This window comes from Silvimonas soli (assembly GCF_030035605.1).
GTDB classification, from domain to species: Bacteria; Pseudomonadota; Gammaproteobacteria; order Burkholderiales; family Chitinibacteraceae; genus Silvimonas; species Silvimonas soli.
Genome location: NZ_CP106736.1, coordinates 373,008 through 399,225 on the forward strand (window position 1 = coordinate 373,008; position 26,218 = coordinate 399,225).

At 56.5% G+C, this 26,218-nt stretch carries 33 protein-coding genes and 1 pseudogene; 5 read left to right on the forward strand and 29 right to left on the reverse strand.

Features of this window, described 5'->3' with window-relative positions; translation table 11 throughout:
• Positions 1 to 34 precede the first annotated feature (34 nt).
• The 28 genes and pseudogenes from N7220_RS01635 to N7220_RS01765 all read right to left on the reverse strand — a co-directional run bounded on the left by N7220_RS01635 (position 35) and on the right by N7220_RS01765 (position 21,699).
• A complete protein-coding gene (locus N7220_RS01635) occupies positions 35 to 337 on the reverse strand; it encodes a phage tail assembly protein T (RefSeq protein WP_283149731.1) in 303 nt (100 codons plus the stop codon).
• Positions 338 to 363: 26 nt separating this feature from the next.
• Positions 364 to 708 carry a hypothetical protein gene (locus N7220_RS01640; protein ID WP_283149732.1) on the reverse strand — a complete coding sequence of 115 codons (345 nt, stop codon included), beginning with the start codon at positions 706 to 708 and terminating at the stop codon, positions 364 to 366.
• 90 nt (positions 709 to 798) lie between these two features.
• A complete protein-coding gene (locus tag N7220_RS01645) occupies positions 799 to 1,260 on the reverse strand; it encodes a phage tail tube protein (protein WP_283149733.1) in 462 nt (153 codons plus the stop codon).
• Positions 1,261 to 1,323: 63 nt separating this feature from the next.
• A complete protein-coding gene (gene gp17 / locus N7220_RS01650) occupies positions 1,324 to 1,662 on the reverse strand; it encodes a DUF3168 domain-containing protein (protein ID WP_283149734.1) in 339 nt (112 codons plus the stop codon).
• The gene (locus tag N7220_RS01655; protein WP_283149735.1) at positions 1,659 to 2,111 is read right to left on the reverse strand and encodes an HK97-gp10 family putative phage morphogenesis protein; all 453 of its coding nucleotides are present in this window, start codon (positions 2,109 to 2,111) and stop codon (positions 1,659 to 1,661) included. Before N7220_RS01655 ends, gp17 begins: the two co-directional genes overlap by 4 nt.
• A 180-nt stretch (positions 2,112 to 2,291) precedes the next feature.
• A complete protein-coding gene (locus N7220_RS01660) occupies positions 2,292 to 2,624 on the reverse strand; it encodes a phage head closure protein (protein WP_283149736.1) in 333 nt (110 codons plus the stop codon).
• The gene (locus tag N7220_RS01665) at positions 2,624 to 3,199 is read right to left on the reverse strand and encodes a head-tail connector protein (RefSeq protein WP_283149737.1); all 576 of its coding nucleotides are present in this window, start codon (positions 3,197 to 3,199) and stop codon (positions 2,624 to 2,626) included. Before N7220_RS01665 ends, N7220_RS01660 begins: the two co-directional genes overlap by 1 nt.
• Before the next feature lie 35 nt (positions 3,200 to 3,234).
• Positions 3,235 to 4,419 carry a phage major capsid protein gene (locus N7220_RS01670; RefSeq protein WP_283149738.1) on the reverse strand — a complete coding sequence of 395 codons (1,185 nt, stop codon included), beginning with the start codon at positions 4,417 to 4,419 and terminating at the stop codon, positions 3,235 to 3,237.
• An 86-nt stretch (positions 4,420 to 4,505) separates the two neighbouring features.
• Positions 4,506 to 5,264, reverse strand: a complete 759-nt coding sequence (locus tag N7220_RS01675; RefSeq protein ID WP_283149739.1) for a head maturation protease, ClpP-related — start codon at positions 5,262 to 5,264, stop codon at positions 4,506 to 4,508.
• Entirely contained in the window at positions 5,209 to 6,528 is a 1,320-nt protein-coding gene (locus N7220_RS01680; RefSeq protein ID WP_283149740.1) for a phage portal protein, read from the reverse strand. Before N7220_RS01680 ends, N7220_RS01675 begins: the two co-directional genes overlap by 56 nt.
• Positions 6,525 to 8,198 (reverse strand): terminase large subunit, encoded by a 1,674-nt coding sequence (locus N7220_RS01685; RefSeq protein ID WP_283149741.1) that lies wholly within the window; start codon positions 8,196 to 8,198, stop codon positions 6,525 to 6,527. The genes N7220_RS01680 and N7220_RS01685 overlap by 4 nt, the downstream gene beginning before the upstream one ends.
• The gene (locus N7220_RS01690; RefSeq protein ID WP_283149742.1) at positions 8,195 to 9,013 is read right to left on the reverse strand and encodes a hypothetical protein; all 819 of its coding nucleotides are present in this window, start codon (positions 9,011 to 9,013) and stop codon (positions 8,195 to 8,197) included. The genes N7220_RS01685 and N7220_RS01690 overlap by 4 nt, the downstream gene beginning before the upstream one ends.
• 190 nt (positions 9,014 to 9,203) lie before the next feature.
• A complete protein-coding gene (locus N7220_RS01695; protein WP_283149743.1) occupies positions 9,204 to 9,548 on the reverse strand; it encodes an HNH endonuclease in 345 nt (114 codons plus the stop codon).
• 84 nt (positions 9,549 to 9,632) lie between these two features.
• Positions 9,633 to 9,767 (reverse strand): hypothetical protein, encoded by a 135-nt coding sequence (locus tag N7220_RS01700; protein ID WP_283149744.1) that lies wholly within the window; start codon positions 9,765 to 9,767, stop codon positions 9,633 to 9,635.
• A gap of 131 nt (positions 9,768 to 9,898) precedes the next feature.
• Positions 9,899 to 10,528, reverse strand: coding sequence for a hypothetical protein (locus N7220_RS01705; RefSeq protein WP_283149745.1), 630 nt, complete (start codon positions 10,526 to 10,528; stop codon positions 9,899 to 9,901).
• An 803-nt stretch (positions 10,529 to 11,331) separates the two neighbouring features.
• Entirely contained in the window at positions 11,332 to 11,826 is a 495-nt protein-coding gene (locus N7220_RS01710; RefSeq protein WP_283149746.1) for a hypothetical protein, read from the reverse strand.
• Complete coding sequence (locus N7220_RS01715) at positions 11,823 to 12,212, reverse strand: hypothetical protein (RefSeq protein WP_283149747.1); 390 nt, start codon at positions 12,210 to 12,212, stop codon at positions 11,823 to 11,825. The genes N7220_RS01710 and N7220_RS01715 overlap by 4 nt, the downstream gene beginning before the upstream one ends.
• Before the next feature lie 410 nt (positions 12,213 to 12,622).
• Positions 12,623 to 13,300 carry a hypothetical protein gene (locus N7220_RS01720; RefSeq protein WP_283149748.1) on the reverse strand — a complete coding sequence of 226 codons (678 nt, stop codon included), beginning with the start codon at positions 13,298 to 13,300 and terminating at the stop codon, positions 12,623 to 12,625.
• Between the two features lie 358 nt (positions 13,301 to 13,658).
• Complete coding sequence (locus tag N7220_RS01725; protein ID WP_283149749.1) at positions 13,659 to 14,111, reverse strand: hypothetical protein; 453 nt, start codon at positions 14,109 to 14,111, stop codon at positions 13,659 to 13,661.
• Positions 14,101 to 15,996 (reverse strand): DUF927 domain-containing protein, encoded by a 1,896-nt coding sequence (locus tag N7220_RS01730; RefSeq protein WP_283149750.1) that lies wholly within the window; start codon positions 15,994 to 15,996, stop codon positions 14,101 to 14,103. Before N7220_RS01730 ends, N7220_RS01725 begins: the two co-directional genes overlap by 11 nt.
• Before the next feature lie 2 nt (positions 15,997 to 15,998).
• Positions 15,999 to 16,799, reverse strand: coding sequence for a DUF7146 domain-containing protein (locus tag N7220_RS01735; RefSeq protein ID WP_283149751.1), 801 nt, complete (start codon positions 16,797 to 16,799; stop codon positions 15,999 to 16,001).
• 15 nt (positions 16,800 to 16,814) lie between these two features.
• A pseudogene (locus N7220_RS20740) lies at positions 16,815 to 17,102 on the reverse strand (primase-helicase zinc-binding domain-containing protein); the annotation flags it as partial.
• The gene (locus N7220_RS01740; protein WP_283149752.1) at positions 17,017 to 17,400 is read right to left on the reverse strand and encodes a hypothetical protein; all 384 of its coding nucleotides are present in this window, start codon (positions 17,398 to 17,400) and stop codon (positions 17,017 to 17,019) included. The pseudogene N7220_RS20740 and the gene N7220_RS01740, both read right to left, overlap by 86 nt.
• Complete coding sequence (locus N7220_RS01745; protein ID WP_283149753.1) at positions 17,393 to 18,019, reverse strand: hypothetical protein; 627 nt, start codon at positions 18,017 to 18,019, stop codon at positions 17,393 to 17,395. The genes N7220_RS01740 and N7220_RS01745 overlap by 8 nt, the downstream gene beginning before the upstream one ends.
• Positions 18,020 to 18,101: 82 nt before the next feature.
• Positions 18,102 to 18,359 (reverse strand): hypothetical protein, encoded by a 258-nt coding sequence (locus N7220_RS01750; protein WP_283149754.1) that lies wholly within the window; start codon positions 18,357 to 18,359, stop codon positions 18,102 to 18,104.
• Positions 18,360 to 18,521: 162 nt separating this feature from the next.
• Entirely contained in the window at positions 18,522 to 18,785 is a 264-nt protein-coding gene (locus N7220_RS01755; protein ID WP_283149755.1) for a hypothetical protein, read from the reverse strand.
• Between the two features lie 380 nt (positions 18,786 to 19,165).
• Positions 19,166 to 20,068: a helix-turn-helix transcriptional regulator gene (locus tag N7220_RS01760; RefSeq protein WP_283149756.1), complete on the reverse strand. Its 903-nt coding sequence runs from the start codon at positions 20,066 to 20,068 to the stop codon at positions 19,166 to 19,168.
• A gap of 356 nt (positions 20,069 to 20,424) precedes the next feature.
• Positions 20,425 to 21,699, reverse strand: a complete 1,275-nt coding sequence (locus N7220_RS01765) for a tyrosine-type recombinase/integrase (protein ID WP_283149757.1) — start codon at positions 21,697 to 21,699, stop codon at positions 20,425 to 20,427.
• 258 nt (positions 21,700 to 21,957) lie between these two features.
• Between N7220_RS01765 and N7220_RS01770 the strand changes: the two genes are divergently transcribed.
• The 4 genes from N7220_RS01770 to N7220_RS01785 all read left to right on the forward strand — a co-directional run bounded on the left by N7220_RS01770 (position 21,958) and on the right by N7220_RS01785 (position 24,789).
• Complete coding sequence (locus N7220_RS01770; RefSeq protein WP_283149758.1) at positions 21,958 to 22,314, forward strand: dihydroneopterin aldolase; 357 nt, start codon at positions 21,958 to 21,960, stop codon at positions 22,312 to 22,314.
• Between the two features lie 446 nt (positions 22,315 to 22,760).
• Positions 22,761 to 23,660: a Tim44 domain-containing protein gene (locus N7220_RS01775; protein ID WP_283149759.1), complete on the forward strand. Its 900-nt coding sequence runs from the start codon at positions 22,761 to 22,763 to the stop codon at positions 23,658 to 23,660.
• Between the two features lie 89 nt (positions 23,661 to 23,749).
• On the forward strand, positions 23,750 to 24,100 hold the full coding sequence (locus N7220_RS01780) for a hypothetical protein (RefSeq protein ID WP_283149760.1): 351 nt from the start codon (positions 23,750 to 23,752) through the stop codon (positions 24,098 to 24,100).
• Between the two features lie 20 nt (positions 24,101 to 24,120).
• The gene (locus tag N7220_RS01785; RefSeq protein ID WP_283149761.1) at positions 24,121 to 24,789 is read left to right on the forward strand and encodes a Crp/Fnr family transcriptional regulator; all 669 of its coding nucleotides are present in this window, start codon (positions 24,121 to 24,123) and stop codon (positions 24,787 to 24,789) included.
• Positions 24,790 to 24,896: 107 nt separating this feature from the next.
• Here the strand turns inward: N7220_RS01785 and N7220_RS01790 are convergent, their stop codons facing one another.
• The gene (locus tag N7220_RS01790) at positions 24,897 to 25,187 is read right to left on the reverse strand and encodes a YciI family protein (RefSeq protein WP_283149762.1); all 291 of its coding nucleotides are present in this window, start codon (positions 25,185 to 25,187) and stop codon (positions 24,897 to 24,899) included.
• 127 nt (positions 25,188 to 25,314) lie between these two features.
• Between N7220_RS01790 and N7220_RS01795 the strand changes: the two genes are divergently transcribed.
• On the forward strand, positions 25,315 to 26,199 hold the full coding sequence (locus tag N7220_RS01795) for a LysR family transcriptional regulator (protein WP_283149763.1): 885 nt from the start codon (positions 25,315 to 25,317) through the stop codon (positions 26,197 to 26,199).
• Positions 26,200 to 26,218: the final 19 nt, after the last annotated feature.

Here is a 26,218-nt window from a genome sequence, read left to right on the forward strand (position 1 = left end):
GCTGCCCGCGCCAGGCGGGCCAGTGATTTAACAATCAATCCCGGCGCGGTCCACCCGCGACCGAGCGCAGCACCGATTTGATTTCAGCCGTGCTGCTGGCACCTTCCGGTTTGCTGACCAGATAGGGCATGAAGTCGGTGGCACGGAACGGCCTGGCCCCTTTTTTAAGGTGCAGATTGACCGTTGCCGCCGCCAACGTACCGATGCGCAAGTCGGCGCGTTCTTCTCCCCAAGGCTCCAGCTCGTAGTAATTCATCCACTCCTGAAACCGGGACTCACCTATCGAATCAAGCATGCCATCGACATCAACATGTCCGAGGGCCAGAGCCAGTCGCATGGCAAACCGGCGACGCTGGTCGCGGGCTAACCTTTTTTTGCCTTGGTGCCGCCCTCGCCCCGAAACTCCTCAAAGGTCTCGGTGATCACCCCCACCAAGGCGTCAATAACGCGTTGTGGCATCTGCGAAAACGCCAGTTCGTCTTCGTCATCAAGGAAAGGGGTACCGGTCGTGGTCATCGTGGAAGCCCGCACAAACATGAAATTACGGGTGCTGGCCAGGGTTTCCGGTTTTCGCAGCAGCGCCAAATAATTGTCAGTGTCGAGCGCGGACATTTCGCGAACAGTGATATCCCCGCCGAGCGCTTTTACGCGCACGACTTTGGTTTTGATTTTGGAACCGAGCAGGTCTGTTTTATTCAACATGGTCATGGTGGTTTCTCGTTTATGAAGGGCAAAAAAAAGCCCGGCTAAGCCGGGCACAGGTCAGGTGTAATGTGACATTACACTTTCGCTTTGCGATCAATCGTCCGCCGCAGCAGCCTCTTTCTCAGTTACGTCGCCATTAATGAGCAGTTCAAGCTTGCCCTTGACCACGCTATCCACGCCGAACTCCTTGGAGAACTTGCGCACCTGGGCGGTGAAGGTATCGCTGGAGCCATCGACGTAGGTGAAACGCCAGGTCAGCCGGGTTCGGTCACGCTTTGCTCCCCGGACGGCCTTCTGGCCCGCATCGGAACCCGAGACATTCAGGTCGATACTGGCCGAACCCCAGTCCTGCAGGCCCATGCGCTTTTCTTTCGCTTTAGATTTCAGGTGGGTCACGTCATATTCAGCCGCCTGGCCGTCAAAAGCGGAAACAGTCTGCACTTCGCCCAGCAAGGTAAAGATGTTGCTGCCGGGCAGGGCAAACTCGACCGACGTACCCTGTGAATCCAGGGCAGTCGATTCATTCGATTCAATATCCTCATCAGGTACTGCCATTTCAGACTCCTTTAAAACAAAAAAGCCCGCGCAATGGCGGGCGGTTAATCAGCGGAAAAACAGTCAAGCGCGAAACGACAAATCGAAAATGCGCCGGTAGTGGCCGGTGTCGTCGTCGATATCGTCGCCGTGAACGGTGAATACCGGGCGCAGCTGGCCACGCTCCAGCGCGTCCATTGCGTCAGCACTTGCGGACACGGCAGCACCATAGGTTTTGGCCCATGCACTGATCTGCACCCGGTAGTGATTCAGGCCGCTTCGCCCTTTCAGGCTGGCCACCGGCAAATCACTGATCACCTGGTACACCGCGTGCGGCAACGGTGCGTTTGCTGGCGCCCGCAACGGGTACACCGCTTCGCCAAACAGCGGCGTCAGCAGCGCGACGATTTGCTGTTCAATCACAGTTTGCGCACCTCCTGGTCAATGCCCTCCAGCAGAGCCTTGCCAATGGCATCAATAGCTGCCGGTGCGGTTGCATCAAAGGCCGGACGCATGAACGGGTGCGCAGCCATGTTTTTGGTGCCGAACTCCACAAACCGCCCGTAGAAGGCCGGGCCATCAGAGTAGTACCGCTTGCCCACGCGCCGCATACGGCGGTTTTGCGGGTTATCCACATGCTTTTGCGCCTGTTTGCGCACGCCAACCTGGCCTTTTTTGGCCGACAAAGCGCGGTACACGATGTTCTTTTTCAGCAAACCACTGTCTTCAGGCGCTCGCGAGATGGCCGCATCGCGGATGATTTCGCCGCCTTTTTTGAGGGCAACCTTGACCACCCGCGTTTCCACGCGTTTGGGCAACTCGCGCAGCTTGCGTTTCAGATCATCCAGCCCGGTCAGTTTGACTGAGGCCATGGAGATACCCCCTGCACTTCAGCCCGAAACTCGTTGATTGTCAGCACCAGCTTTGCCACCCCATCCGGCAAAATGACCACCTCCACTTTTTCAACGCCCTCAAGGGCATTACCATCATCAAGCCTGACGCTATGCTCTCCACAGCTGGACCGGACGCTCACCCGCCGCGCAAATCTGCTTTCACCCATCATTGACTCCCGAGTTGCACATCAATTGCAATTCCACGTGACGCATTTCCACGTCGATAGGCGCCACAATGTTGTAAATCGTTTCCCCATGCAGCACGCGCATGGCAGCAGTGATGCCGGGCCGGTAACGCATGCGGATACGCGTGGTCAGTTCAGCCTGCTGCTGCTGGGCGGCGATGAACTCGCGCCCGCGTAGCGGCTCGACCGAGGCCCATACGGGCGTGGGGGTGACGTTTTCCCACACCAGCAGGGGCTGGCCGAAGCCGTCGCGCTGGATTGCGCGTTGCTGGATGTTGATGCGATGGCGAAGTTTTCCGATGCGCATCACATCACCCCGTCAATGCGATAAGCATCGAGCAGACCATCAACAAACGCGTCCGGCAGCGGCGTTTGTGTGCCCGGCAAGACCGCCTCCCGGTTTTCGTATGCAGTGTTCACCCGCATGCAAACCCATTGCAGAATGGATGCTGGCACCGTCGGCTCACCGCATTTCAGCTTGATCCTGATCGCGTCCGGCACCTTTGCCACGCTGGGCCAGCTGGTGCCGATTGCGGGCACGATGCTGTCGGGCATGCCACTGGCCAGCCGATACGTCGCCGGGTCCAGCGATTGCAATTCGCCTGACGGGTCCAGGTATTCCAGCGATTCAACAGCGGTGACCGGGCTCAAATCGAACAGATACCGCAAATAGCTGAAATCAGGAACCTGCATCAGTACGCCCCGCGCAACCCACACGCGATGTGTCAGAAATTCGGCGCGTTCAAAGGCTGCTGCCATCAACATGCAAATTTCCGGGTCTTGCGCGTCCATTCCTTCGCGCAACCAGCCTTTGACCGAGACCTGATCTTCACTTTCCAGTGCTATGGGCAACGCACCCAACGGCTCCTTTTTGATCAGCATGCAGCTTCGGACGGGCTTGCGCCCGCCCGCCCCAGTTACTTGGATTTGAAGGTTTTTGCAGCGCCGCCGACGTCGGTCCAGGTGCCGCCCGAACGCAGGAACATCAGGAAGCCCACCTGGCCCTTTTTGGCATAGGCGGAGTCACTGAAACGGTACATCTGTAGCGCCAATGCATCTCGAATGACGTAATAGCTCAAGTCACCGAACACGATAGGCGTTTTGCCGCTGGCGGCAGTGACCACGTCTTGATTGATGCTGTAGCCATAGCCATTGATGGTGTCTGGCTCTTTCAGAGCGTAGCCCGGCAGCCAGATCGGGCGCTTCTGATCGTCGGTCAGCTTTTTCAGATCGCGCAGCGTCATGTCCGCAAACATGAATTTGCCGTTGTCCCGATAGGCTGGATCCACACTGTGGATCAGGTCGACCAAATCGTTGAAGGTCGGGTTGACCGCAGCTCCGCTCACGCCCACGCCAACCGAGGCCATTAGCCCCTTGGGCTCATTGTTGCCCGTTCCGTTGGTAAATTTCTTGTTGGTGATGCGACCCAGACGGGTTTGAAGACGCTTGTTAATAAACGCCTCCAGATTCACCCCCGAGTCCTGCAGCAGCTCGATGGGAACGGTGACCACTTTGGACGAGAACTTGAACACCCCCAGTGGGATGGTGCCGAATTTCACGTCAGCGTCGTTTGCTTCTTCGCTTTCGGCCAGGAGTTCGCCCTCTTCCTGGGTGCCGTCACTGGTGGGCCAGTTCATTGGGCTACCGGTGGCAGTTGAAATGACTGTCGCTACCTGGCGCATGCCCCCGAATGCCTTGAGCGCATCGATCACGGAGGTCGCAGTTTCCGTTGGCACGGTGTAGCCACCATCTGCGCCGGTTTGTGTGGTCATTTCGGCGTTGTATTGCTGCCACTCGGCGTCGGAGATCGCCTTGTCGCCACCGCGCAGCCATTTTGCGTAAATCTGCGCGCCTGCACTTTGCGGGTTACGTGCGGCATGGTTATCGGCGTTGTTTTGCGCGAGGTCTTCCACAATGCGCTTGTTGTAGTCCTCAATGCGCTGGATTTCCGCGTCAATGTCGTCCACTTCCTTGATGCCCGCGTCGTATTTCGCCTGCAGCGTGCCGTCCCAAGTAGGGTTTTTGCTCTTGTCGTTGAGGTCTTTCAACTGCGCACCGATGGCAGCGCGGCGTTCGCGCAGGGCTTGGATGGACTGGGCCATGGGGTGAATCTCCAAAAAAAAGCCGCGCAGCGGCGGCAGAAACAAAAAAACCGCCTTATGGCGGTGTTGGCAGTGGGGTATTGCAGTTAAATCGCGCGGTTTAGCAGGGCCAGTTGGCGCTCCCGTTCCGCATGCATGTCCGGCGCCGCAGGTGCTGCTGGTTCTGCCGGTGGCGGATTACGCAGCGCCGCATTCAAACCGGCAGGGGCATGCGCAAATGCCGATAAATCCCACGAGGCTTGCGCTTTGGCGGTGTCGCTGGCCAACCGGTTGGCAAAGCCATATTTCACAGCCTCGTCACCAGTGAGCCATGTTTCCGCCGCCATCCATTCGCGGATTTGGTCGGGTGTCTGGCCAGTTTCAGCGGCGTAGCTTTGAACCAGTGATTCATCAATCTTGCCTAGCAAGCCAGCAGTGGCGGTAAAGTCGTCGGCATTACCCCACCCCACGGTCCACGCCTTGTGGATCATGAAAAATCCGCCTGGCGCGATTTCTACTTCATCTGCGGCTATAGCCAGGTAGCTGGCCGCGCTGGCAGCGAGGCCGTCCACGTGGGCGATGATCTGGCTGGGATGCTGCCGGACCGCGGTTTCCATGGCGCGGGCGGCGAACACGTCACCACCAGGTGAATTAATGCGTAAATGAATGACCGGTGCCGATATATTGACCAGTGCTTTTACGAACGCGTCGGCGGCGACACCACCCCACCAGTCTGCATCGGACTGTGATGCCACAATCGCGTCATACAGGTAGATGGTGGCCTCATCACCGCTCGCAGCGTTGACTGCCTCAAACCGCCGTGGAGTCTGCCGGTTGCTGATCAGAAGTTGCTGAAGTGGATGCATCGGGCGTTCCTTTTAACAATGTATTGCCACCGTCTATTGGTGGCATGTTTTCCATGCGGCGGACTTCGTTCACGGTGAGCCAGCCCGGCTCGCCAGCCCGGCCCAAGCCGATTCGGTGCGACTCATAGCGGGACTTGATATCTCCACGCTCCAGTCCGGCTGTTTGAAACTCACCGAAGTAAGTTGCGGTGCGGAAACACTTGCGGTTCACCTCCTGTTGGATCTTCACCAGGTGGCGACCGAGCGTGAATTTAACGAAGCCGATTGATTGCTGTTCAAGGCCGCTGCCCCAGCTGGATGACTTTTCGTGGTGACCGACCATGAATGTGGGCACGCCAAATACTCGCGCCAGATCCTCAACCGAATACTGGCGCGTACTCAGCAGCTGGGCATCCTCAGAATTCAACGTAATCGGCGCCACTTTAAGGCCGCCGGTGAGGATTGCTGGCAGGTGGCTGTTGTCGATGCCCTGGTGTCGCTGCGACCAGGTTTCACGGATGAGATCTACGTTGGCGGCACTCACGTCCTTATCGGACTGCAACACGAAATCGGGCCGGGCACCGTTTTTGAAAAACGCCGCGCTGTACCTGTCCGCAGCCAGCGCTACCCCACCGCTACTTTGCAGCGCGTGGCGCAATACCGACATGCCACGACGGCCATCAAATCCAATGCCCGGCACATGCAACATATCGTCCTGATGCACAATTTCCTGCTCGGTTGATGGGCGGTTGACGATATAAAGCAGCTGATCGCCATCCGCCACCGGTACAACCCAAGTGGGGTGCAACGCTTCAAAGCCCTTGATGTCCGGTGAGCGCGAATTCTTGCGATGGATTTTGGCGAACCCGTCCCCCTGCAGCAGCAGCGAGGTAATGAGGTACTCCCAAAACACGGCGGCTGGCATGGTTGGCCAAGGTTCCTCGTTGAGCAGCCACCAGAGCGGACTATCCACCCGGTCGCGGCCATCGTCGGTGCGTCGGTAAATATGAAACGGCATGGATGCGATGGAGCCGCCGATCAAGCCCACGCAGGCGAACACCGTGGAAATCGACATGGCGGAGCGTTCGGTGACCGTTACGCCAGCCGACGACAAGCCACCCGTCATCCAGTCGTAGAGTTCACTCCCGCGCACACCTTCACTGATCGGGATCGTCTTGTCAGAAGTCGCGGCAACGCGCTTCGCCTGCCGTTCGGCGTTCCAGCGCTTGAGAACCACAGAGCCAGATTGCTGGACGCGCTCGGCGTTGTACCAAGGGGTGGTCATAAGATGATGATTCCTGGTTCAGCTTCAATTTCACCGGGGAACAGCGCCCGGTTGAGCGCCATGATTTCGGCCACAATGCCGTCGATCTTGTCGCGGCTTTTACTCTTGTTCGGTCGATAATTGCCGTTGGTGTCCTGCAGCAGCACCACGTTGCCTGCCATCCAGCGCAGGACCGGATTTCCTCCGTGGCGATGCTTGCCACTGATCACCAGCGATTCCAGATGTTTGGATGGTGCGGAGAGCATTTGGAAGTTTTGCGGCAGCTTCACCATGGTGAAGCCTGCATCCTGCAATTCGCTGGCCAGCTTGGCGGTGTTCCATTCGTCGTAGGCCATTTCGCGGATTTCAAAGCGGTCTGCGTCGGCAATGGCCTGCAGCCTGATGGCTTCCTGATCCACTACGTTGCCAGGTGTGGCGATGATCCAGCCTTGCTCGACCCACAGGCGGTACGGCACGCGATCTTTCTTTTCGCGTCGGGCGATGTTTTCTTCAGGTACAAAAAAGCGCGGTAACGCCACCCATTCGGATGACCCGGCCTGCGGCGGGAAAACGTACACCAGCGCAGTGATATCGGTCGTGGTAGACACATCCAGCCCGGCATAGCAGTACAAGCCCAGCAGATGGCTTTCATCAATCGGCGCGTTGCCCAGATCCCAGTCATCCAGCGACAGCCACGCTTGCGACTGTTGGGTCCAGATGTTCAGGCGTTTGGTCAGGAAATTGACCAGCGCAGCCGGAACTGCCGCCGCCTTGCGGGCGGCATCGCGCAGCTGGTCAAGACTGACCGAGACGCCCAAGTTTGGGTTGGCCTTGATCCACTTCGATTCGTCGCGCCAGTCGTCTTCCGTATCCAGCGAGTAAATCACCCCGCCGTAACTGTCGTCGATTTCCGTGCCTTCCAGAATGCGGGCCAGGTAGTCACGTTGCTCGAGGCAGATACTGCCCTCGATGTTGAACCCTGCCGTGGTGATGGCGTACATCAGCGAATTGCGCCGCGCGCCAACTGCGGTTTCGATCACGTCCCACAGATCGCGGGTCGGGTGGGCGTGCAATTCATCCATGATCGCGCCGTGGACGTTCAAGCCATCTTGCGTTTTGGCGTCGGCGCCCAGCGGCACGTACTTGTTTGAGGTGCCCCGGATATACATGCGGTTGTTCTGGATGCTGATCAGCTGGCGCAAGCCGGGCGATTGCCGGACCATCATTTCTGCCTCGGCGTGGGTAATCTTCGCCTGGTCCAGTTTGGTGGCAGCGGTGTAGACCTCGGCACCAGGTTCTTTATCCATGGCGAAGAGATAAATACCGACCCCGGCCAGCTTGGTGGACTTGCCGTTCTTGCGTGCCACCTCTTCGTACCAGGTGCGAAAGCGACGGCGACCGTCCACGCGGCGCCATCCGAAGCACACGGCCAGCCAGAATTGTTGCCAGCCCATTAACTCAATGGGTTTGCCGCCCCATTCGCCCTTGGATTGCCGGAAGTGGGAAAAAGCGTCGATCACGTGTTGGGCGTGATCGATACGAAAGACCAGATCGCGCTGGCCCGCTTCGCGCAGATCGCGGTAGTGGCGTTCTACGGCAAGGCGCGTATAGCGACTTGCAACGATTCGCCCTTCCAGCACGTCCAGGCCGTACTGGTCCCACGCCTGCAACACATATCCGGCAGGGATCAATCCAGCCGGTCCCCGACAAAGGCCAGGATTTCCAGCAATTCCACCCCCGCTATCCTCCCCTTGCTGATCGCTTTGTTTTTGGCGCATGAATAAACCGTCATCCCGTTTTTCTTGAGCAGTTCGCGGATCTGTTTGGCGATCTTTGCCCGGTTGTAGCTGGCGCTCACTTCATAGGTTCGGCCAGTCGCATACGACACCGCGAAGTGCTTGCCGCCGTTATCCTCGATCCACTTTTTGCAGTCGTACCAGTCGCTGACTGCAGCGCAGAGCAGGCCCAGTGAGATGCCCGCCGTGGCAAAGTCAAAGCCCGACCCTTCTAGTTGCGCCACCATTTCGCGCCAGATCGCGCGCTCGGTTTTGGTCAGGGACCACGGCGGCGTTTCAGCTGACCGGTTGCCGGTTACTACGTCGGTGGCAGCATCGAACGGGCTGAACAAGTCACCTTGACCAAGCTGGTCCAGCGCGCGGATGTGTGCGGCGGATATGACCGTCAGCCCGGACTGCTCAAGGTCTTTGATCACTTCTGCACGGGCACGGCGTTCCGCCAACGACTCGTCTGATTCAAGCGAACCTTTGTTGCTGTCAATCTCGTAGCGCTTGCCTGCCTTGGCGATGGCGTCCATGTGTTTACGCCAGCTGTCGATCTTGTCCGACAGTAGAGCCAGGGACATGAGCGCCGGGCCGTAGTCGAGGCGCGCTGTACTGAGCGCAGTCAGCAGATAGCGCCAGGCTTTTTTTGCGCCGGGCGTTTTGAGCATGGCCGGTGGACGCGGAATCGCCACGAGCCCGCCCGCTGTTGCGGTTTGCGTGGCCATGGTGGCGTCCTTGTGCATGCGGGAACTTGAAAAAGAAATATGAGGCTGAAACAGTCGCCTATGGCTGATCCATACCCCCCCCTATGATTTCGAGGGAATTGTATTTGCACGGCTGGGCATACGGTGTCGGACGGTCGACCTCTCGACTTTTTGGCCCCCCCTCACACCCGCATCGGAGTGAAAGATGCGGTCAACGCACGCGCATGATGGTCAGGCCGGGCCGCAGTACCAACTCAGTTCCCTGCTGTTCGGTGGCTGGCCCATGGCCAAAGCCGCCGTCTTCGGTCGCCGTCTTGCGATCATGGTGTGATTTACACAATGATTGCCAATTGTCCCTATCCCAAAACAATGCCATGTCGCCCTTATGCGGTTTGATATGGTCGACCACTGTCGCGGCTATCAGTACGCCTTGCTGTTCGCACTCAACGCAGAGCGGATGCTTTCGCAGCCAAGCAGCGCGTGCCTTTCTCCACGCGGTGCCATACCCACGTTTCGCCGATGAGCCACGTTGCGCATCGTAGGTCTGCGCGGGCATTGGCCGGTGTTGGTCGCAGTAGCCACCAGTGACTAGCGCACCGCAACCCGGTGCCCGGCAGGGTTTGAGCGAAGCGGAAGGCATTCACACCACCAACAGCGCACGCGCTGCCAACAAACTTTCGGCAGTGCATTGCTTCAACACTTCGGCACCTGCAGGTAGATGGTCATCGATCACCAGCCGACCACTGACCAACACAAAAAGGTAGTAGGTCTTCATGTCGGGCTCCAGAAACGACAAAACCCGCACAGGTGGCGGGTTTCAGATGTGACAAAGCCCGCACGTGGCGGGCCTGTTTGGTTCGGTGTGTAGTCGCTAGACGCAGCTACAAACACTTAACGCTTTTTAGACTAAACAGTGCGGGCAAGACCCGTCAACACTTTTTTGCGGACGGGCACCATTGCATGCAACCCCGAACGGACCGTAGCCCGTCGGGAGGCCAGTTGCGGCACATCATCAATGCCAACCTGCAACGCTTCCATCACCAGTTTGTGAGCGGCACTCAGTCGGTCGAAATAGGTACGGCGGGCACACTGGCAGTCCCGAACTTTCTGCTCTACCGTACCACGCCCGAGATAGCACACACGCACCGCCCGGTTCAGTGTTTCCGGCAGCGCACACACGATCTGGTCAAGTTCCGTCATTTCATCATCAACATCCAGTGGCACCCCGGCAAAGGCGCCGCCGTTGGTTGCGGCCAGCATCGCCAACTGGCTATTGCCCCAGCCGATACCACCATCCGAATTACGTACTGACCACATAGCCCAAGCATTCAATTTGTCGTTGATGTGTGTAATCACGTTGGCTTCCCTTAATCCGGTTTTGACAACGCAATTATACGGGAAAACCCTAATAAACAAGGTCAGCCCGTCAATCTTGCCGGACATAAAGAACGCCAATGCCGATTGAACAAAATGTTCCCACTGTTCCCAAAAGAAAAAGCACATTTTCAGAAATTGGGAACAGCGCAAACCCAGCACCAGAGCGGGTTTCAGCGACTTGTTCCCAATGTTCCCATTGTTCCCACAAAAAAACAGAGGGTTTCAGGGTTATGTACCCGGATTCCCACTCAGACCCCCTATAACTCTCAAAAATAAGAATAGAGGGGTACTTAGGAGATAATCAAATGGGAACAAAATCCGTAACTCGCTGAATCATATAAAATTGTAAATCCCGCTAAATGCAATTAAAGGCAAAATCCGCGCCGCTAATTACTCTTGCCGGATACCAAAGCGCGCCACCCGATACGCGTTAAATAGACCCCTTCTACCGCTGGACGGGAACCCCTCGCCCTCACCGAGCCAATCTGAAACGGGTGTACCGCCACCAAACCGCCTGTTTTTTGCTGGGAACACTGGGAACATTGGGAACAACTTGCTGAAACCCGTGCCGTTGCTGGGTTCTAGCTGTTTCCACTTTTGGAAAATATGGTTTTCCGCCTGGGAACACTGGGAACAAAACCCCGTAAACCACAACCGCAAAAAATAGCCCTGCCGGGCACCCAAGCGCGCCATACGGCGCGCTAATCTCACTCTCGAACCCCAAGGACAATAAGCAGTGGCACGCCCTGCCCTTGCCAGCGCCGCCCCTGGCCACTGCCCCACGCCCAGCCATACGCAGCCGAGAAACCAGCCAAGCGGCATCTCCAGCGCGCCTCCAAGCCCACCGCTTGCGACTCTGGCCACAATGCGTGCCACGGTCATAAAAAAAGGCGCGAATCGCGCCCTTTTTTGTAGCCGCAAATATCAGGCTACACTGTCGAAATTAAAAACCCCTTGATAGGCTATGCAACGGCCAAATTTTTAGCGATGTCTGCATGCAATTCGTCGGCACTAAATTCGTTGCTCTGAATTGCACCTAACAGCATTCTTTTACACGCGTCACGGGTAAGTCGTACTGCCTTCTTGTTGACAATGTGCTCTTGAATGATTTGCGCAACCACCTTCAAACTATCCAGATCCAGATCGTGGATATCGCGATGGAGCGCCTTCAGGCTTTCCGGCCCAAGCGTGGGCAAAGTTGAAACAACTTTCAACCCAGCGTCCTGAATCTCGGCGATAGGCAATATCACGAAGTCGACCGTCGCAAGCTTGTTCATTGCCGCCAACATTGCCAGCTTAGCCTTCGCAATGTCTGCCTCGTTTTCTGCAAACCAAACTGATAGCTCGCTACCGTTGGGACGAATACAACTAGCGACCACGTCCGCCTTGATTCGACTTCCGGCAATGTCTGAACCATTCCAGCGGGATCGCTCAATCTTCCGGACCAAATAACTCATGCATCTCCACCCAAGTCGGAAATGACCTGCTTACGATAGTCGTCTAACCAAGCCCAAGGACAATCCACTGTTGCCAAAATTTTGGCACCTTCCCTGTGTCCCCAAGTCTCATAAACGCGAATCGCAGCTTCTTTTACTTCCGCGGCGGGATTCATCATCGCTGCAAGTGCAACAACCTGCCCATATGGCTGTGTGGTCTCATACCCTAACGACGCTACAGCGTTTAATAATGCCAACATTACCCCAGAATCCTCCCACACTGCCAAGAAGGTGTTCTGTATAACCTCGCCAATGAATCCCGGGCACTCTGTCGCAAATTGCAATAAATGTCGCTCTGAGGGAGAGGTATAACCATATTCAAAATATTCTGACCGAGCCAGATCCAAGAACTTCGCCTGAGCCTCTTCGCAGATTTCGTGTTTACGAGCACCGTCCCCCTTTACATATGTACTAGTCCGACCAACCCCATAAAGTAAGGCCGCATTTGTGGAGTAAGAACCAGAGCCGGAGACCCAAGGGTCTGTACTTGTTGACGGCCACAAAATGGGTTGCTGCAGGTGCGACATACCGTATGCATTAGTCCCACTATCCTCACTAGGTAGGGTCGTACTTGTGGAGTAAGAATTAGAACTGGAGACCAAAAAGTCTGTAATGGCAGGCGACCGCCCTACAGGCTGGTGCAGGTGCGGCATACCAAGCGCATGTCCCGACGCGAGCTGGAAACTAGTCCCAAGGTGCGAAATGTTCAGCGCTTGCTTATCGACAGTGACGGTGAATTCCATACACCCCCCAAAAATTAAGCGTTGTCTAGATCAGTCCGCGCAGAAATAATTTGCGAGATAGCATCCAGCGCTCCACGCAAATTTTGGGCATCAAACCGGGGACTTGTGTTCGAGGGTGTGGTACTAACGTCATGCAACGTTTTAATGCCATGCAAAGGCTGCATGCGGCCGTTGAAAAACATCATCAAACCGGATGCTTTGATCGCCTCAAGGCAAACGTTGTATTGCTCCGTCTCGTTGATAACGGGAGTAACCCAACGGGCCATCCACTCTATCGATCTCGCCCCACTGTGCGGCAACAACTTTTCCCGCATTGCTTCTATCTCGGCCTCAGACATTTCTTCGAGGAGGGTGTCGACTACTAAGGCAACCCGGTTAAACCGAAGGTTTCCACGTTCCAATTGCTCCACGTTGGTAACCGCATCGTTCACAAATCCTGCGATGTCCACTGTTGGCATCGTAGCTGTGAAATCTATACGATCTGGAGCAAGCAACATTACTACGTCGTCACCCCTCGTCATACCGATTCTTTGGGCCGTCAATCCAGTCATTAGATCTGGCACCGAAATCACTTGCGGCATAAACCCTAATGGAGCAAAAACCGTCATTAACTTAACGATTGTGTCTGGCTCAGCAGGGAAATTAAACGTGCCGAACAAAGCAGCTTGGAACTTAATTACTCTTTTTTGCATGAGTGAGTTGAATCAATAATGTTGCATTAGTCAGAATTGCATCTTGCCCACGGTATACTAGCAGACTTTGCAGCAGTGAAATCTGCGCAGGCGCCCGATCGCCAAGGGGCAAAGTAAATAGCCACAATCCGTTCGTTACCGGTCAGGTTGAGGCAAGCAACAATGATTTCAACCGCGCTACCCTCCAGCACTTCGCGAAGTTCGCCAAGTCAGTCCTTGCGAGGGCTTCGGGGGACCTGCTTTCCGAATATTATTTTTAATAAAATCAAATAATTATGGCGAATCCCAAAACCCAATCCCGCGCATACCCAAATGCCCGGTCATTGCCGGGCACAAAGATCACGCGCGTCACCATGCCTTAACCTTCAGGCAAATTCAGATCAAATACCGCCCCGTCATACATCCCCGCACCATCCTTTGTAGGATCCAGCACATAGCACAGCACTGCCCCATGTCGATGGTCCCGAACCAATGCCACTGGCTTGTCCTGATGCACCAGGCGCCAGAAGTCGATCCGCCTGGTGATAGGCAATTCCAACAACAAGGCATGTTGCATCAGGCACCAACAAAAACCGGCGTCGCGCGTGGCCAGAGCCTCACCCAACCTAACCCGGTCAGCTTGATTCCATCCCTGAGTACGTACCATTTCGATTAAGACTTCACGCCACAGCATATAGTCCTGTTGGGTCAGTTCCCTTGCCGCAAAGGTACGCTGCCAGTTATTCAGGCCATCCCCGGCAGAGTTGGCGCCAGGGATTTCAGGAGCAGGTGATTTGTCTGCCTGCAGCCACTTTTTTAAGTTATTCCCCATCGTGGCTATCCGCCTCATAATTCATCAGCGCAGAAAGGCTCAATACATACATGCGCACCGGATCATTACCTGCACCCGGAATGCGTATCTTGCGAGTGGGCCGACCCTCATTGCCGGGCAACAAGATCCCGCGCGCCAGCAGCAGCTTGTTCACCGCTCTTAAGTCGAGAGTTCCAACGATCTGATCCCGCCACGATTCGGGCGACACGTAGAATGTCGTTTCCGAACCGACTTCCAACGTTGAATTGTTGGGGTCTTTGGCCACTTCCGTTTTCCGGAACCCACAGCGCACCATCGTTTTGGGTAAATGCTCGTCAACCACGGGCGGGTCTTTTTCCCAACGCGTAAACCGCGCCTCACCATGTTGTTCAAAGAACAACCGGATCTGCCGCAATATCTGCCGGTCTTCTTCCGGGCCAGCGCCGCCACGGCTGGCGATCCAGTCTTTGAACATGGCGCCTGCCGCTTCCCACGGCGCGTTCATCTCCCAACCGGTTAACTCGTAATCGGTGGCCATCACACCCGCCAACCCCGCGAGCGCGAAATAGTGGGCGCCGTGCCGTACCTGGTTGGATGCATCGACCGGCACGAAATCAGCCACAAACTTGCGCAAGCCTTCACGGATCAATGCGGGCAATTCATCGCGTGCGGCCACCAGCCTTTGCAGGAAAGCCAAACCCACCGCGCCATGGTGTTCGGCGGCATTTGCTGCCATAACCGCCGAAAGCGCGGCGCCATCCGCCATGCCGTGCAACTGGTCGAACGCGCCAAACGGGCGCGCGGCAGGTAATGAAATCAAGCGCACCAGCTGGCCCGCCTTCGCCTGTTTGCCACCACTAGCCAGGTAGCTGGCTAGATCGTGTTCGCCATTCGACAATACAAAGCACTGCCACTTGGTGAACTCGCGCAGCCCACCCACATCCTTACCCCGCGCTTTGCCCTTGCCCTGGCTCAACATGTAAACGATGGTGTCCACAGCGCGCGGGTCCGCCAGACCGATTTCATCCAGCACCAACGGCAAATCGTTGTGCGCCGCGCTGGCGTACTCCAGCGCGTTAACCGTCGTACTCCAGCTCATGCGGTACTCTCTGGGCGTACCAAACAACCCCGCCGCCATATCGCAAATGGTGGTCTTGCCCGTCTTGCTGGCGCCGTAAAAGTGAAAGCCACCGGTATCGAGCCCGGAAATGCGCACCAGCGGCGCCGCAAATCCCGCGCCCAAGGCCAGCATAAACAGCGGATTGCCAACGGCGAATTTGCCGACGCCGTCACGCCAGCCCTGAACCGTGCCCGCTTGCACCAGCAGCGCCTTAACCGCGCCGCTAAAGTAGACCGGATCCAGTTCCTTGCCGTCGCCAATCGTTTGATCAGCCAGCACAAAGTAGTTGCCAATATTGGGGTTGGACCACCCCGTCACCGTCACTAATCGCATTTTTGGAACGTCCGTAGATGTTTGCAGGTACTGCATGAGCATCTTGTTGATATCCACGCAGTTCGATGTTTCCAGCCCCATGGAAACCAGTTCTTCCATCACCTTGCTTGATTGGCCGTTCACCAACTTGGCGCGGGGGATCAAGTGGTCTTTCTCCACCTCGCCCATGCTGGTGAATCGCACCAGGACCGAATATTGCGCATCGTCGATATCGCGTACTTGCGCGTCGATGTGCAGCGGCGCGCAAATCCGGCGCGGCCTTTCGTCCTCACCCAGCCCGCAAAAATAGGTGCCCGGCCCCTGTAATTCGTCGCCGTCTTCGGTAACGAGAAACTGACCATTCGCCGCTGGCCGCCCCCGCTTGCGCGGCTTCTTGGCCTTGGGCTTTTCGGCGGGCCTGGCTTCCGCAGCTTCCGGGTTAGCCAATACCGCCTTGTCGATTGAATCAGGCACGGCTATTCCTCGTTAAAAACATCCAGCCAGTCCGCCCCAGGTCTTTCAGGAATGAACACTGTCGCCGCGCGCCCTTCGTCGCGCAGCCGATCCGCCAATGCGTGCGCCGCGCGCTGCCCGGCCTGTTCCTCGTTGGTGTCGTGGTCGCCATAGATAAATACCCGCTTGACCTCGGGCGGGATCCAGATATGGCGCAAGCCGTAGGCCGACAATCCGGCCCATACCGGGTGGCGGCTGGACGCATGCACGGCCAGCGCGGTTTCAATCCCTTCCGCCACGCACAAGCACTCACCAGGGCGATACAACCGCACTGCAGCCCCGGCAGGCTTGGCGCTGGTGCGCGTCCACTTTTTCGCCTCGGGTACGGGCGCCTTGCGCCCGTCTGGCGTCAGGTAGGTTTGATGCAATGCCACCAGCTTGCCGTCGGGCAGGAGGACCGCCGCCAACATGGCCGGATACGATCCCACCCGCTGCAATAGCCCGCCCGTATCGCGTTGCCAGTAATCCAGCGACGGCAGATAACGCAGAACGCTGGGGTAGCTGGCCAGCGGCAAGCCGCGGTGCTTGAGGTAAAGCCCGACCGGATCACTTGCGGTCACGGGAAACGCGTTACGCCAGCGGGCAAAGTTGCTTGAGGCCGTCTTTTCTTGTTCCCGCTTGAGCTTTGCCGCTTCAACCCGCCGTTGCCGCGCCAGGACTTCGGGTGACGGCGCCAATCCGCTAAACGTCTCGGCCCCCCCCAGCCAGTTGATCGCGTCCTGCATGGCTTCCCACATGCTCAATCCGCGAAACGCCATCAACATTTGCAAGCCGTCGCCCCCGTCGGGCGCACAGTTGTTGCAGACATAGCAGCCGCGATCATTCTTGTTGGTGAACCGGTAACGGTCTTTCCCGCCACACATTGGGCAAGGCCCGTGCCGGTTCTTCTCCAGGGCCGTAGCAGGTACACCCGCAGACCGCAACACATCGGCCCAGCGCCCACCCACAGCCCTGTGAATGTCGGCGGCAGTGATTTTTCGATCAGGAGCGGCGGCCATATTCGCCCCCTCTTTCACCTGCTCGCATCCTCGGTCTGCAATCGGGCAAGTCCGCCGCCTCAGCGGCATGTTCCAAATCCGCCAACACGTTCCAGTCCGCCGGATCATCAGGCGCTTCGCCCATGAGCGACAGCACCAGATACATACCCACCACTTCCAGAAAACCGGCGCGTTCATCCGGCAGCAGTGACGCAAAGAACAAGGGCAAGTCAGACGGCCTGATCTCCCCCGCATTGTCTAGCTCACCGCGTAACAACATCAGATATTGCTGGCCACGATCACGGCCCCATTTCTGGTAAACATCGTTAGGCACTTTGGCAGGCAGCGCGTACACCGACGCGACTAGACGTTCCGGTTGTTTATTCATGGTGGGCACCCCCACGCGAGCCAACGGCAGCCAAATCAGATGGCAGCGGTTTGTCCGCGTCATGCAGTGGCCACAAATCCCTGCGTTCGATTTGGGTGGCGCGGACCCTGCTCAAAATGCCGTGTTCAATCTCAAACGAGTCAAGGCGTGCCTGGCGCAACAACGCTACCCGTTTAGCGTCTGCCAACGCCTGCCGCGCCAGCCACCAGTCAAGCATTCGGTAGGCACCGCGTTCCACAACATCAACCCACCACATCAGCCGTGGCAGAAACAGCCGCGCGGACAACATCACTGCAAGAACAACACTCGCCCACGAATGCGCGCCCTGCCCGTTGTCGCGTAGCGCGAATGTCACCTCCACCCAAAGCAACACCGCCACCAGCAACCAGAAAACCTCCAGCCGCCGCGCCGTCTTGGCCCGAAGCATGTGCGCTCGCTTCACCGCCATCGGTCTTACTTTTGGTTGGTCGCCATGAAGCAAAAAGTGGAAGCCTTCGCAAAACACCAAAGCCAGATCAATAACCGTGACCACTTGGGCCACCCACACGTTGCCAGCCAGCAACATGGCCGCGTTCGCCAATACAACCAGCGCAAAAATCATTACCTGAACGAAGAACATGGTTTGGTCCTTTCCAGAATTTGGGCGTAGCAATGTCCCTGCCGACGCGCGGCAAAAAATACAAATCAGGAGTGGTTAAGTGTTACGGGGCTGGATCGGGGCCATAGATGGCCACCTCCAGCCGTTGCAACAAATCGGGCGAAGGCTTCCCGGACAAATCAGCGAATTCGGCCAATAGCCCGGCCAGGTGCTGGGTGTATTCCGCCAATGCCAGGTACTCGCGTTTGCAATCGGCAAGCACTTCAATAATGCGCAGGCGGCTGCCCATATTGCCTAGCGTGGACGGCACGAAGCGGTGCATGCGGTTGGTGCTGGCAATAACTGAAGGAAGTGTCAGCATGGTCAGCGTCCCCCAATCACGTACGAAGCAACGCGCGGCGCTTCCGGCAGGCAAGGCGCGCAGAAATCGCACTTCGGTTTGTTGACGTGGCGACCGAGAAAGTTGCCGCAACGGGTGCACGACCAGCGCGAGGCGCTGGCAGGGACCACTGGGGATAGGTATTTACACATTGCACACCCCCAGCACGAGGGTGGCTATTACCGCCGCGCTGGCGGCGGCGGTAGAACGGGTGGCACACGCCGGACGCAACGCGACCGGCGCTAAAACTCTTCTGGGTGGGTGCTCCCGACCGGCGCGGATGGCGGCCTCGGTGGAGCGGTTGCCTTGATCAGGCAGACACACGGCGCGGGCCATGAGGGTGGAATTGGGGTTTTGCGGTCTTCTTCTGCGCATGGGTGGCGCAGGCGTACCTTGAGGGGTATGCATGGCACAGCTTCCTATACTTGCGGAACAAATTTCCGCCATCCCGACGCCAATCGGGGTGGCAGAACCGAGCAGGATTGGCGTACCGGGTATAGGATCCGGCGAGTCTTGCGACTCTCCCACCCGGCCTGCCATAGGAGGCTTACCAAGTGCGACGGACGCAAAAAAAGCCGCAGTACAAACATGTAGGCGACTTGCAGTCCGCCCATACTCCGGAACGCCAATTCCGGTCGCGCTATTGAACGCGACGGAGTCATAGTGCCAGGACGGACGAATCGCAAACATACGGGTTAACCCGTACTTTTGCCGCAAAACATTCGACTTTTGATGCAGGTCAAATTTTACCGCACCCCTGCCGCATGACGCGAGAATAATTCGGGCGGTCATGGGCGCACCTCCACTTGCATCGACAAAGGTCGCCTGCCCCGCCCATTGTCCCGGCGCCCCAATGTGCGAACCACGGCCCGCAAATGGTCCCGCGCACGTTCAAGGGCTTTTTCAGAATCATGCAGTTCGTTGTACGCTTCAGCGAACGTGCCAGCCGCAACCGTTCTGGCCAGTGCGGCAATACCAGAAATTCTGCTCGCCGTGCCGTCGTCCACGACCTCCCCCACCATCGCCTGCAATTGCGGCGCGAATAAAACCGCCGCCGATTCTGGTGACAGTTCAACACCGGGCCGCATCAAAAAAGCAAACGGCCCGTCCTCCGGCGAAGGGCCGTCAAAGAATTTGGCCACCACACCCAGCTTGAGGCCCATTGCATCCCGCTGGTTTCGTGAAACAAGAAGAAGCAAAAACGCCTGCCGCTCATTCAACTGCACAAAGCGGGAAGGACGACCCGGCAACGACGCGTCACGCTTGGCGGTTTCGATTTCGACCGGGCCCAGGCGTGCCAAATCACGCCGATTGTTTTCAACGTCATGCATTAGCACGTCATGGCGCATGCCCAACACGTCCGCCAGCATGCGGCTGTGCATGCGCGGTACATTGGTGCCTTGCACTTGGCTCGCCGCATCAATAATCGCCGGAGCAATCTCGGTCTTGATTTGCTGCGCCCGCAACCAGGCGTGAACCGAACCCTTGGTCCAAACCCGAATACGGGTGCCCGGCAGGAATACCGGTTTGGGAAAATCCCCCCGATCAATCATCCGGGTCAGGGTGGACTCAGAGAACGGCAGAACGGGTGCCAACATGCCCACCCGGCGACCACGGGTGGTGACCAACTGCCGCAAACTGTAGTACCCGGCGTTTGCGTGATCCTGGTGTGCGGTTGTTTCTAATGTCATTGCTTTTCTCTTACATGGACCATAACGGCGCATATGCTCAAGATCGGCAAACTGAAAGAAAACGCAGCAAAAATGCATCTTGAATAGCAACGAATTCGAAAAATATTATTGAAATTCATCACCTTACGGTGTTCATTTTTTGGACGTCTCGTTAGAAATCAGCAGGCTATTGCCCCACAGAACCCCGTAGGGACTCAATTATCCAGGGAAGATTTTAAAAAAGGTGAGGCAGAAGTTCAGGCGCATATAACGCGAAGTGTGTGAAATTCGCAGCACTTAGACCACTTTGCGTTGGTCCGCCTAAGCCGCCTGGTGCAATTCAGCGATGAGCGGCAGTCACTTGTGGGAAGGCGCAATCAACGCCGATCAGTCCGCGTAGAGAGTGGCGCCCGGTCGGCCAGAAACGCCGGAATCCGGCCCGTGGGGTTAGGAACCTGTGCAAGGTGCCGTCGGATATGATCGGCCCACCATTGCAGCATGGCGACGCGTTCCGGCATATAGCGCGCCCGGTTATACGCAGCACGCACCCTGTCGCTCTGCACGTGCGCCAAGGCCATCTCGATCACGTCCGGGCGCCACAAGCCGGATTCGTTCAGCGTTGTACTCGCAAGCGACCGGAAACCATGCGAGGTCGTCTGCCCTGCCAGTCCCATGATTTTCAGCCAGCGCAGCACATAACCCACCTGAATGTGGCCAGTGACCGCCCGCCTGGATTTAATCAGTGCAGGAAACAAAAAGCCTTCGGTTTGATTTTCGGGCCAGATTGCCCGCAGCAACGCGATGGCCATGTCAGACAAGGGAACGTCATGCTCCCTGTTCTTTTTCATGCGGTTCGCCGGGATTACCCATAAGCGCTTTTCAAAATTGATGTGCTCGAGGCGAGTTGCCACCGCTTCGCCCGGTCGGGCCAGCGTCAGCAACTGCCAATAAAGCAGCGCATAGCCTTCCGGTGGAATATTCGACCGCTCGACCGCATGAAGCAGTTGATCCAGCTGGTCAGGGGCAAACGCCCTGAACGATTCAGGTTTATGACTGGGAAAAAGTGCAGCCAGACCGAGCGCAATATTGGTTTCTACCCGTTCCGTGGCCAGCGCCAACCCAAATACATGCCGCAAGTTGCCGAGTACGGCGTGCAGGACCGTCAACTTTCCGTCTGCCTCAAGCTTGCGCAACGCCTGAACCAGCTGCCGAGGACGGATATCGGCTATTGGCGTTTGGCCGAGGTTCTCGAACTTCAGAACATAGGTCTCCATGCGCGAGTAGCCCCGGATCGCCACCTTCGGCTTGACTTGTCGAGACCAAGAGGCAAACCACTCGTCGAAAACCTCCAATAACGTTTCGCCATCGGACGGTCCGGATTGGCGTTGCCCCCGCGCACCAATGGGCGGGACACCAGCGCGCGCCTGCTCACGAATCCGGCGAGCATCTTCGAGTGATACGTCAGGCCAGTTTCCCAAGGAGCGCAGGCCCGGCTTACCGTTGGGCTTGGCAAACTTCAGACGCCAAACCTTGGCCCCGCCAGTGCGGATCAAGAGATAAAGGCCGCCGCCATCGAACAGTGAAAAATCCTTTGTATCCGGCGTGGCTGCTCGAATCCGGGCAATGGTAAGCGGGGTGACAACTTTAGGCATTAATTAAGAGAAACAGGGGTTTGATGGCAGAGATTTATACCAAACCGTATACCAAAAAAGTGGATACAGGTGCCTGCGACTGCAGCAAGTGAGGTGGGATTAAAATGAAGAAATGGCGAAATCGCTTGTAGATGGCGCAGATGAAACCAAAAGATGCACGGACACCCAGGCCATCTTGAATTCCACTACAATAGCGAGCTTTCGATTGTAAGCGATCCGTACGCGGGCACGTCAAACCTTACCCGCGCCAGGAGTGGTATGGACATCATTTTTCTGCACGGCGTACGCGCCAAAACCCTTATTGGCTGGTATGACTGGGAGCGTCTCGCCCCCCAAGTCGTTGAACTCGACCTGGAAATCGGTCTACCTTCCGCACGCGCCAGCGTTTCCGACAATCTGACCGACACCATCGATTACGACAAGGTCGTTCAGCATTTGCGCCAGGCCATGGCTGAACAGCACTTTCTGCTGCTTGAAGCGCTGGCCGAACACATTGCACATCTGATCATGCAGGATTTCTCTGCACCATGGACCAAAGTGTCGGTTACCAAGTTGGGTATCCTGCATGAAGTGGGTCGGGTTGGGGTGACTATCGAGCGCGGGCAACGCAAATAAATTGCACCGCCACTGCCGGGCATAATCGAATGCTTGGCAGTTATGGAACCAGCCGCATCTCCTGGTGTCCGACCAATGCCCAATATCAAGTTGCCATTCACGCCGAATAGCACCTGTGCTGACTTGAAATCTGTAAGAAACAACCTTCCAGCCTGGCAAGAATTAATCAGAAAAATGAACCAAAGCGATTTGGCTAATATCTGATCAGCCAAGCGTCTCCAAAGGTTTGTAAGGCGATGATATTTATCCGGCCAATTGCGCTTTTTACTGCTGAGTCGGTCAAAAATGCCGTCCAAACCAATAACGGATGCGTTTGGGCGCTGCATCGTATAAACAAAATCATCGTGTCTTATCACTTGAAATTAACTGCTTAAGCCCTTACTAATGTACGATTCATGGTTTTCCAATACACAACCTGACAATCGATTGACCAGGGACTGTCGTTAATGCGTAGTCATACTTCGGGATCACGTTTATTCATTATTTTGCTGGCGTTTGCCGTGGCACTTGCTGGCCCGGTGCAGGCAAAACGATTAGGTAGCGGCCGTTCAACCGGCATGCAACGTAATCAGATTACTCGTCCCGCCCCCACTACCCCGGCCCAATCTCCAGCGCAGCCACCTGTTCAACCGGCACAGCCTGCGCCGCAACAACCACAGCGTTCGTCGCTGGTACCCGCGCTAGCGGGGGCAGCGGTTGGGGCTGCTGCAGGTTATGCCCTCGCCAGGAACGGCGACCATGCTTCCGGCACTGCTAGCGACGGTGGCGGCTTGCCGTGGGGCTGGCTGATTCTGTTGGGCGGTCTGACGCTGGCCGGCTTCATGTTCTTGCGTCGGCGCGAGCGCCCGGTGGTAGATCCGTATCCGGAAACCCGGCCAGTGCCGGGCTGGAACGACTCTGCCAAGGTCAATACCCAGAACCAGAAGGTTTACCGGATTGGCGAAGGCGTCATGCAAAGTGGCCAGTCCGCACCGGCGAGTCTCCCGGATGGCACCGACACGCAAGCCTTTCTGCGTCATGCCAAAGCCAGCTTCCAGCACTTGCAGGCAATGAACTCGCCAGAACAACTGGAAGAATTGCGCAAATATCTGACGCCGGAACTCTTCACTGCGCTGCACGGTGAAATTGAAGAGAACCGGGAAATTGCTGATTTCCCGGCGCTGAATATTGATTTGCTGGATATCAGCGATGAATCCGCGCATCTGGTCGCCAGCGTGCGTTTCAAAGGTCAGGTCAGTGAGTACGTTAACGCGCCGGTTGAAGCGTTTGAAGAGGTATGGCACTTCACCAAGCAAAAGGCACCCGCTGCGCGCTGGCTGCTTGCAGGCATAGAACAAACCCATTGAACGGTTGCGCGTGAATCACGATGTTCTAAAGTAAAGTGTGATTCAACCCGATATAGCCGTTAACCGAACAATTACGGGTTGAGTATCTCATGCCATTATCTCGATATTTCGTTTGCATGCTTGTGGTTACGGCACTAACTGGCTGCGACCAGGTCAATGAAATGCTGAACAAGCAGCAAGCCAACGGCAAAGCGATCGGCGCAGCATGCCGACACAGTGGTAGAGCGCTGGAAGATTGTTTTAGTCGTAATCCACGTGTGGCTAAATCAGATATCTTTAGCGGTTGGAAAGAAATGAATGAATATATGCTAGCCAGAAAAATGGAAGTAGTCCCGAGTGCGGAGCAATGCACCCCGACTACAGACGACAAAAAAACGGCAGCTGCTCAACAACACAACACATCAGCAGCCTCGGCCGCAGCAAAGAGCTCTGCGGATTGAGCACAGGAGATGTTTCATAGATGGACACAACGTTGAAGAACTTCCTAAGCCAGATTCCAGCATTTGAAGGGTTTTCTGACGAAGACCTTGAAGTCATCCAGCACGCAGCGGTGCGTCGGCACCTGCCTAAAGGCACCTTCCTGTTTCGCGAGGGCGATCCGGGCGAAGCCATGTATCTGCTGGTTGAAGGGCGCACCCGCTCGTTTACCAGCGACAACCAGGGCAAGGAATTCGTATTCCTGATCGGTGAAGCAGGCGATGTGTTTGGCGAAACTTCGATGATCGATGATGAGCCGCGCAGCTGGTCGACCCAAGTCGAAGAAGACTCTACCTTCCTGATGTTTACCAAACAGGATTTCCGCACTGCGCTGGACGCCTACCCACAGATCAAAGACAAACTGATCCTGGCACTGGCCCGCATGGTACGGCGCCTTTCCGCCACCATGAAAAATCTGGCCCTGCTGGATGTTTATGGTCGCGTACGCGCTTTGTTTGAAGGCATGGTTACCGAAAACCCGGACGGCACCATGATGATTTCCGAGCCCCTCACTCAGCAAGCCATTGCTGACCGCGTTGGTTCTTCGCGCGAAATGATTGCGCGGATTCTGAAAGAATTGGTGTTTGGTGGTTACGTGCGCCTGGAAAACAAACGCATTATCTTGCTGCAAAAAATGCCTGAGCGTTTCTGATCTGCAAATCACCCAATCGGGACCAGCCCTAACTGGTCCCGCACAAAAAAGCCGACCCTCTGGTCGGCTTTTTTTATCGCTCACCCCAATTAATGTAATGCCAATGCTTAGACGGCTTTAAGCGCGGCCACTTCGGGCTGAGTAATCTTGAAATCAAATTCTTCAATTTGATAGGTTGCGACGTTGGTCATTACATAACTGTCTTGCGCCAGGATATCGTCGAGTTGAGCGCGTGAAGCGACTTGCGCCAAAATCACTCCACCCAGACCATTGCGCTTTGGCCCCGCCGCTACAAACACGCCCGCTTCCACATATTGCTTTACCCACGCCCCGTGACTGGCGATATGCGGTTCAACTGCGGCCGGGTTCTGGCTGTAACTCACATTCAGTAAAAACATGATGACTCTCCTGGGTTGGGTGGCAAAACGCTAATCGCCCTGCAGCACACGAACCCATTATCATTTCCCAACCCTAAACGATAAATCGGCTATATTTTCTAACACTTAGAACCACAGGTTTGAAATTATGGATCGGCTGTTAGGTATGCAGGTATTTGTCAGAGTGGTTGATCTGGGTGGATTTACCGCAGCGTCGGTGGAATTTGGCATTTCCCCAACCATGGTGGGCAAACATATCCGTGAACTGGAAACCCGTTTGGGCGCCCGTTTGCTCAATCGCACCACGCGCAGGCAAAGCCTGACCGAAGCGGGTCGCACCTACTATCAGCGCCGCCGCCAGGCGTTGGTCGAGGTAGAAGCCGCCGATGCCAGTGTGGATCAGTTGCGCGCGGCGCCACGTGGCGAATTGCGTATCAGCGCCCCGACCTCGTATGGCGCTTGCCAACTTGCGCCCGCGCTGACCGACTTTCTGCAAGATTTTCCGGAGATCAGTGCGTCTTTGCACTTGAATGACCGGGTGATTGATCTGGTCGAAGATGGCTTTGACGTGGCTTTTCGCATCGGTACGCTTTCCGATTCCGGGCTCATTGCCCGCCCACTCAAGCCCTATCGCATGATGCTGTGCGCCAGCCCGGCCTATCTGGCCCGCCATGGCACACCGCAGACACCAGGAGATCTGGCCAGGCATGAATGCATGGATTTCTTGCGCTGGGAGAACGAACACACCTGGCGCATGTTTGGCAAAGATGGCGAGATGCAGGTGCAAGTCCCCGCCCGCTTAACCATCAATAACGGTATAGCGTTACGCAATGCCGCGCTGGCAGGCTTTGGGATCGTTCTGCAAACTGAAGCCGTGCTGGCCGATGATCTGGCCAGTGGTCGACTGGTACAACTGCTGCCCGACTACGCACCCCCTGCCCGGCCCATGCATCTGATTTATCAAGCCGACCGCCAGCCAACGCCCAAGCTCAGTGAGTTCATTCGCTTTGCGCTGGAACGCTTTGGCCTATAAACCTCCAGTGGATAAAGCG

Excerpts from the sequence above, each read along its gene's own strand:
- N7220_RS01635 (WP_283149731.1), bottom strand. The coding sequence starts at position 337 with ATGCGACTGGCTCTGGCCCTCGGACATGTTGATGTCGATGGCATGCTT.
- N7220_RS01695 (WP_283149743.1), bottom strand. The coding sequence starts at position 9,548 with ATGCCCGCGCAGACCTACGATGCGCAACGTGGCTCATCGGCGAAACGT.
- N7220_RS01735 (WP_283149751.1), bottom strand. The coding sequence starts at position 16,799 with ATGTTGATGGCGTTTCGCGGATTGAGCATGTGGGAAGCCATGCAGGAC.
- N7220_RS01660 (WP_283149736.1), bottom strand. The coding sequence starts at position 2,624 with ATGCGCATCGGAAAACTTCGCCATCGCATCAACATCCAGCAACGCGCA.
- N7220_RS01665 (WP_283149737.1), bottom strand. The coding sequence starts at position 3,199 with ATGCTGATCAAAAAGGAGCCGTTGGGTGCGTTGCCCATAGCACTGGAA.
- N7220_RS01645 (WP_283149733.1), bottom strand. The coding sequence starts at position 1,260 with ATGGCAGTACCTGATGAGGATATTGAATCGAATGAATCGACTGCCCTG.
- N7220_RS01725 (WP_283149749.1), bottom strand. The coding sequence starts at position 14,111 with ATGGGGAATAACTTAAAAAAGTGGCTGCAGGCAGACAAATCACCTGCT.
- N7220_RS01700 (WP_283149744.1), bottom strand. The coding sequence starts at position 9,767 with ATGAAGACCTACTACCTTTTTGTGTTGGTCAGTGGTCGGCTGGTGATC.
- N7220_RS01775 (WP_283149759.1), top strand. The coding sequence starts at position 22,761 with ATGCGTAGTCATACTTCGGGATCACGTTTATTCATTATTTTGCTGGCG.
- N7220_RS01765 (WP_283149757.1), bottom strand. The coding sequence starts at position 21,699 with ATGCCTAAAGTTGTCACCCCGCTTACCATTGCCCGGATTCGAGCAGCC.
- N7220_RS01780 (WP_283149760.1), top strand. The coding sequence starts at position 23,750 with ATGCCATTATCTCGATATTTCGTTTGCATGCTTGTGGTTACGGCACTA.
- N7220_RS01710 (WP_283149746.1), bottom strand. The coding sequence starts at position 11,826 with ATGAGTTATTTGGTCCGGAAGATTGAGCGATCCCGCTGGAATGGTTCA.
- N7220_RS01670 (WP_283149738.1), bottom strand. The coding sequence starts at position 4,419 with ATGGCCCAGTCCATCCAAGCCCTGCGCGAACGCCGCGCTGCCATCGGT.
- N7220_RS01795 (WP_283149763.1), top strand. The coding sequence starts at position 25,315 with ATGGATCGGCTGTTAGGTATGCAGGTATTTGTCAGAGTGGTTGATCTG.
- N7220_RS01755 (WP_283149755.1), bottom strand. The coding sequence starts at position 18,785 with ATGCATACCCCTCAAGGTACGCCTGCGCCACCCATGCGCAGAAGAAGA.
- N7220_RS01790 (WP_283149762.1), bottom strand. The coding sequence starts at position 25,187 with ATGTTTTTACTGAATGTGAGTTACAGCCAGAACCCGGCCGCAGTTGAA.
- N7220_RS01680 (WP_283149740.1), bottom strand. The coding sequence starts at position 6,528 with ATGACCACCCCTTGGTACAACGCCGAGCGCGTCCAGCAATCTGGCTCT.
- N7220_RS01770 (WP_283149758.1), top strand. The coding sequence starts at position 21,958 with ATGGACATCATTTTTCTGCACGGCGTACGCGCCAAAACCCTTATTGGC.
- N7220_RS01675 (WP_283149739.1), bottom strand. The coding sequence starts at position 5,264 with ATGCATCCACTTCAGCAACTTCTGATCAGCAACCGGCAGACTCCACGG.
- N7220_RS01640 (WP_283149732.1), bottom strand. The coding sequence starts at position 708 with ATGACCATGTTGAATAAAACAGACCTGCTCGGTTCCAAAATCAAAACC.
- N7220_RS01720 (WP_283149748.1), bottom strand. The coding sequence starts at position 13,300 with ATGCAAAAAAGAGTAATTAAGTTCCAAGCTGCTTTGTTCGGCACGTTT.
- N7220_RS01740 (WP_283149752.1), bottom strand. The coding sequence starts at position 17,400 with ATGAATAAACAACCGGAACGTCTAGTCGCGTCGGTGTACGCGCTGCCT.
- N7220_RS01655 (WP_283149735.1), bottom strand. The coding sequence starts at position 2,111 with ATGGCCTCAGTCAAACTGACCGGGCTGGATGATCTGAAACGCAAGCTG.
- N7220_RS01785 (WP_283149761.1), top strand. The coding sequence starts at position 24,121 with ATGGACACAACGTTGAAGAACTTCCTAAGCCAGATTCCAGCATTTGAA.
- N7220_RS01750 (WP_283149754.1), bottom strand. The coding sequence starts at position 18,359 with ATGCTGACACTTCCTTCAGTTATTGCCAGCACCAACCGCATGCACCGC.
- N7220_RS01760 (WP_283149756.1), bottom strand. The coding sequence starts at position 20,068 with ATGACATTAGAAACAACCGCACACCAGGATCACGCAAACGCCGGGTAC.
- N7220_RS01690 (WP_283149742.1), bottom strand. The coding sequence starts at position 9,013 with ATGGCCACGCAAACCGCAACAGCGGGCGGGCTCGTGGCGATTCCGCGT.
- N7220_RS01745 (WP_283149753.1), bottom strand. The coding sequence starts at position 18,019 with ATGTTCTTCGTTCAGGTAATGATTTTTGCGCTGGTTGTATTGGCGAAC.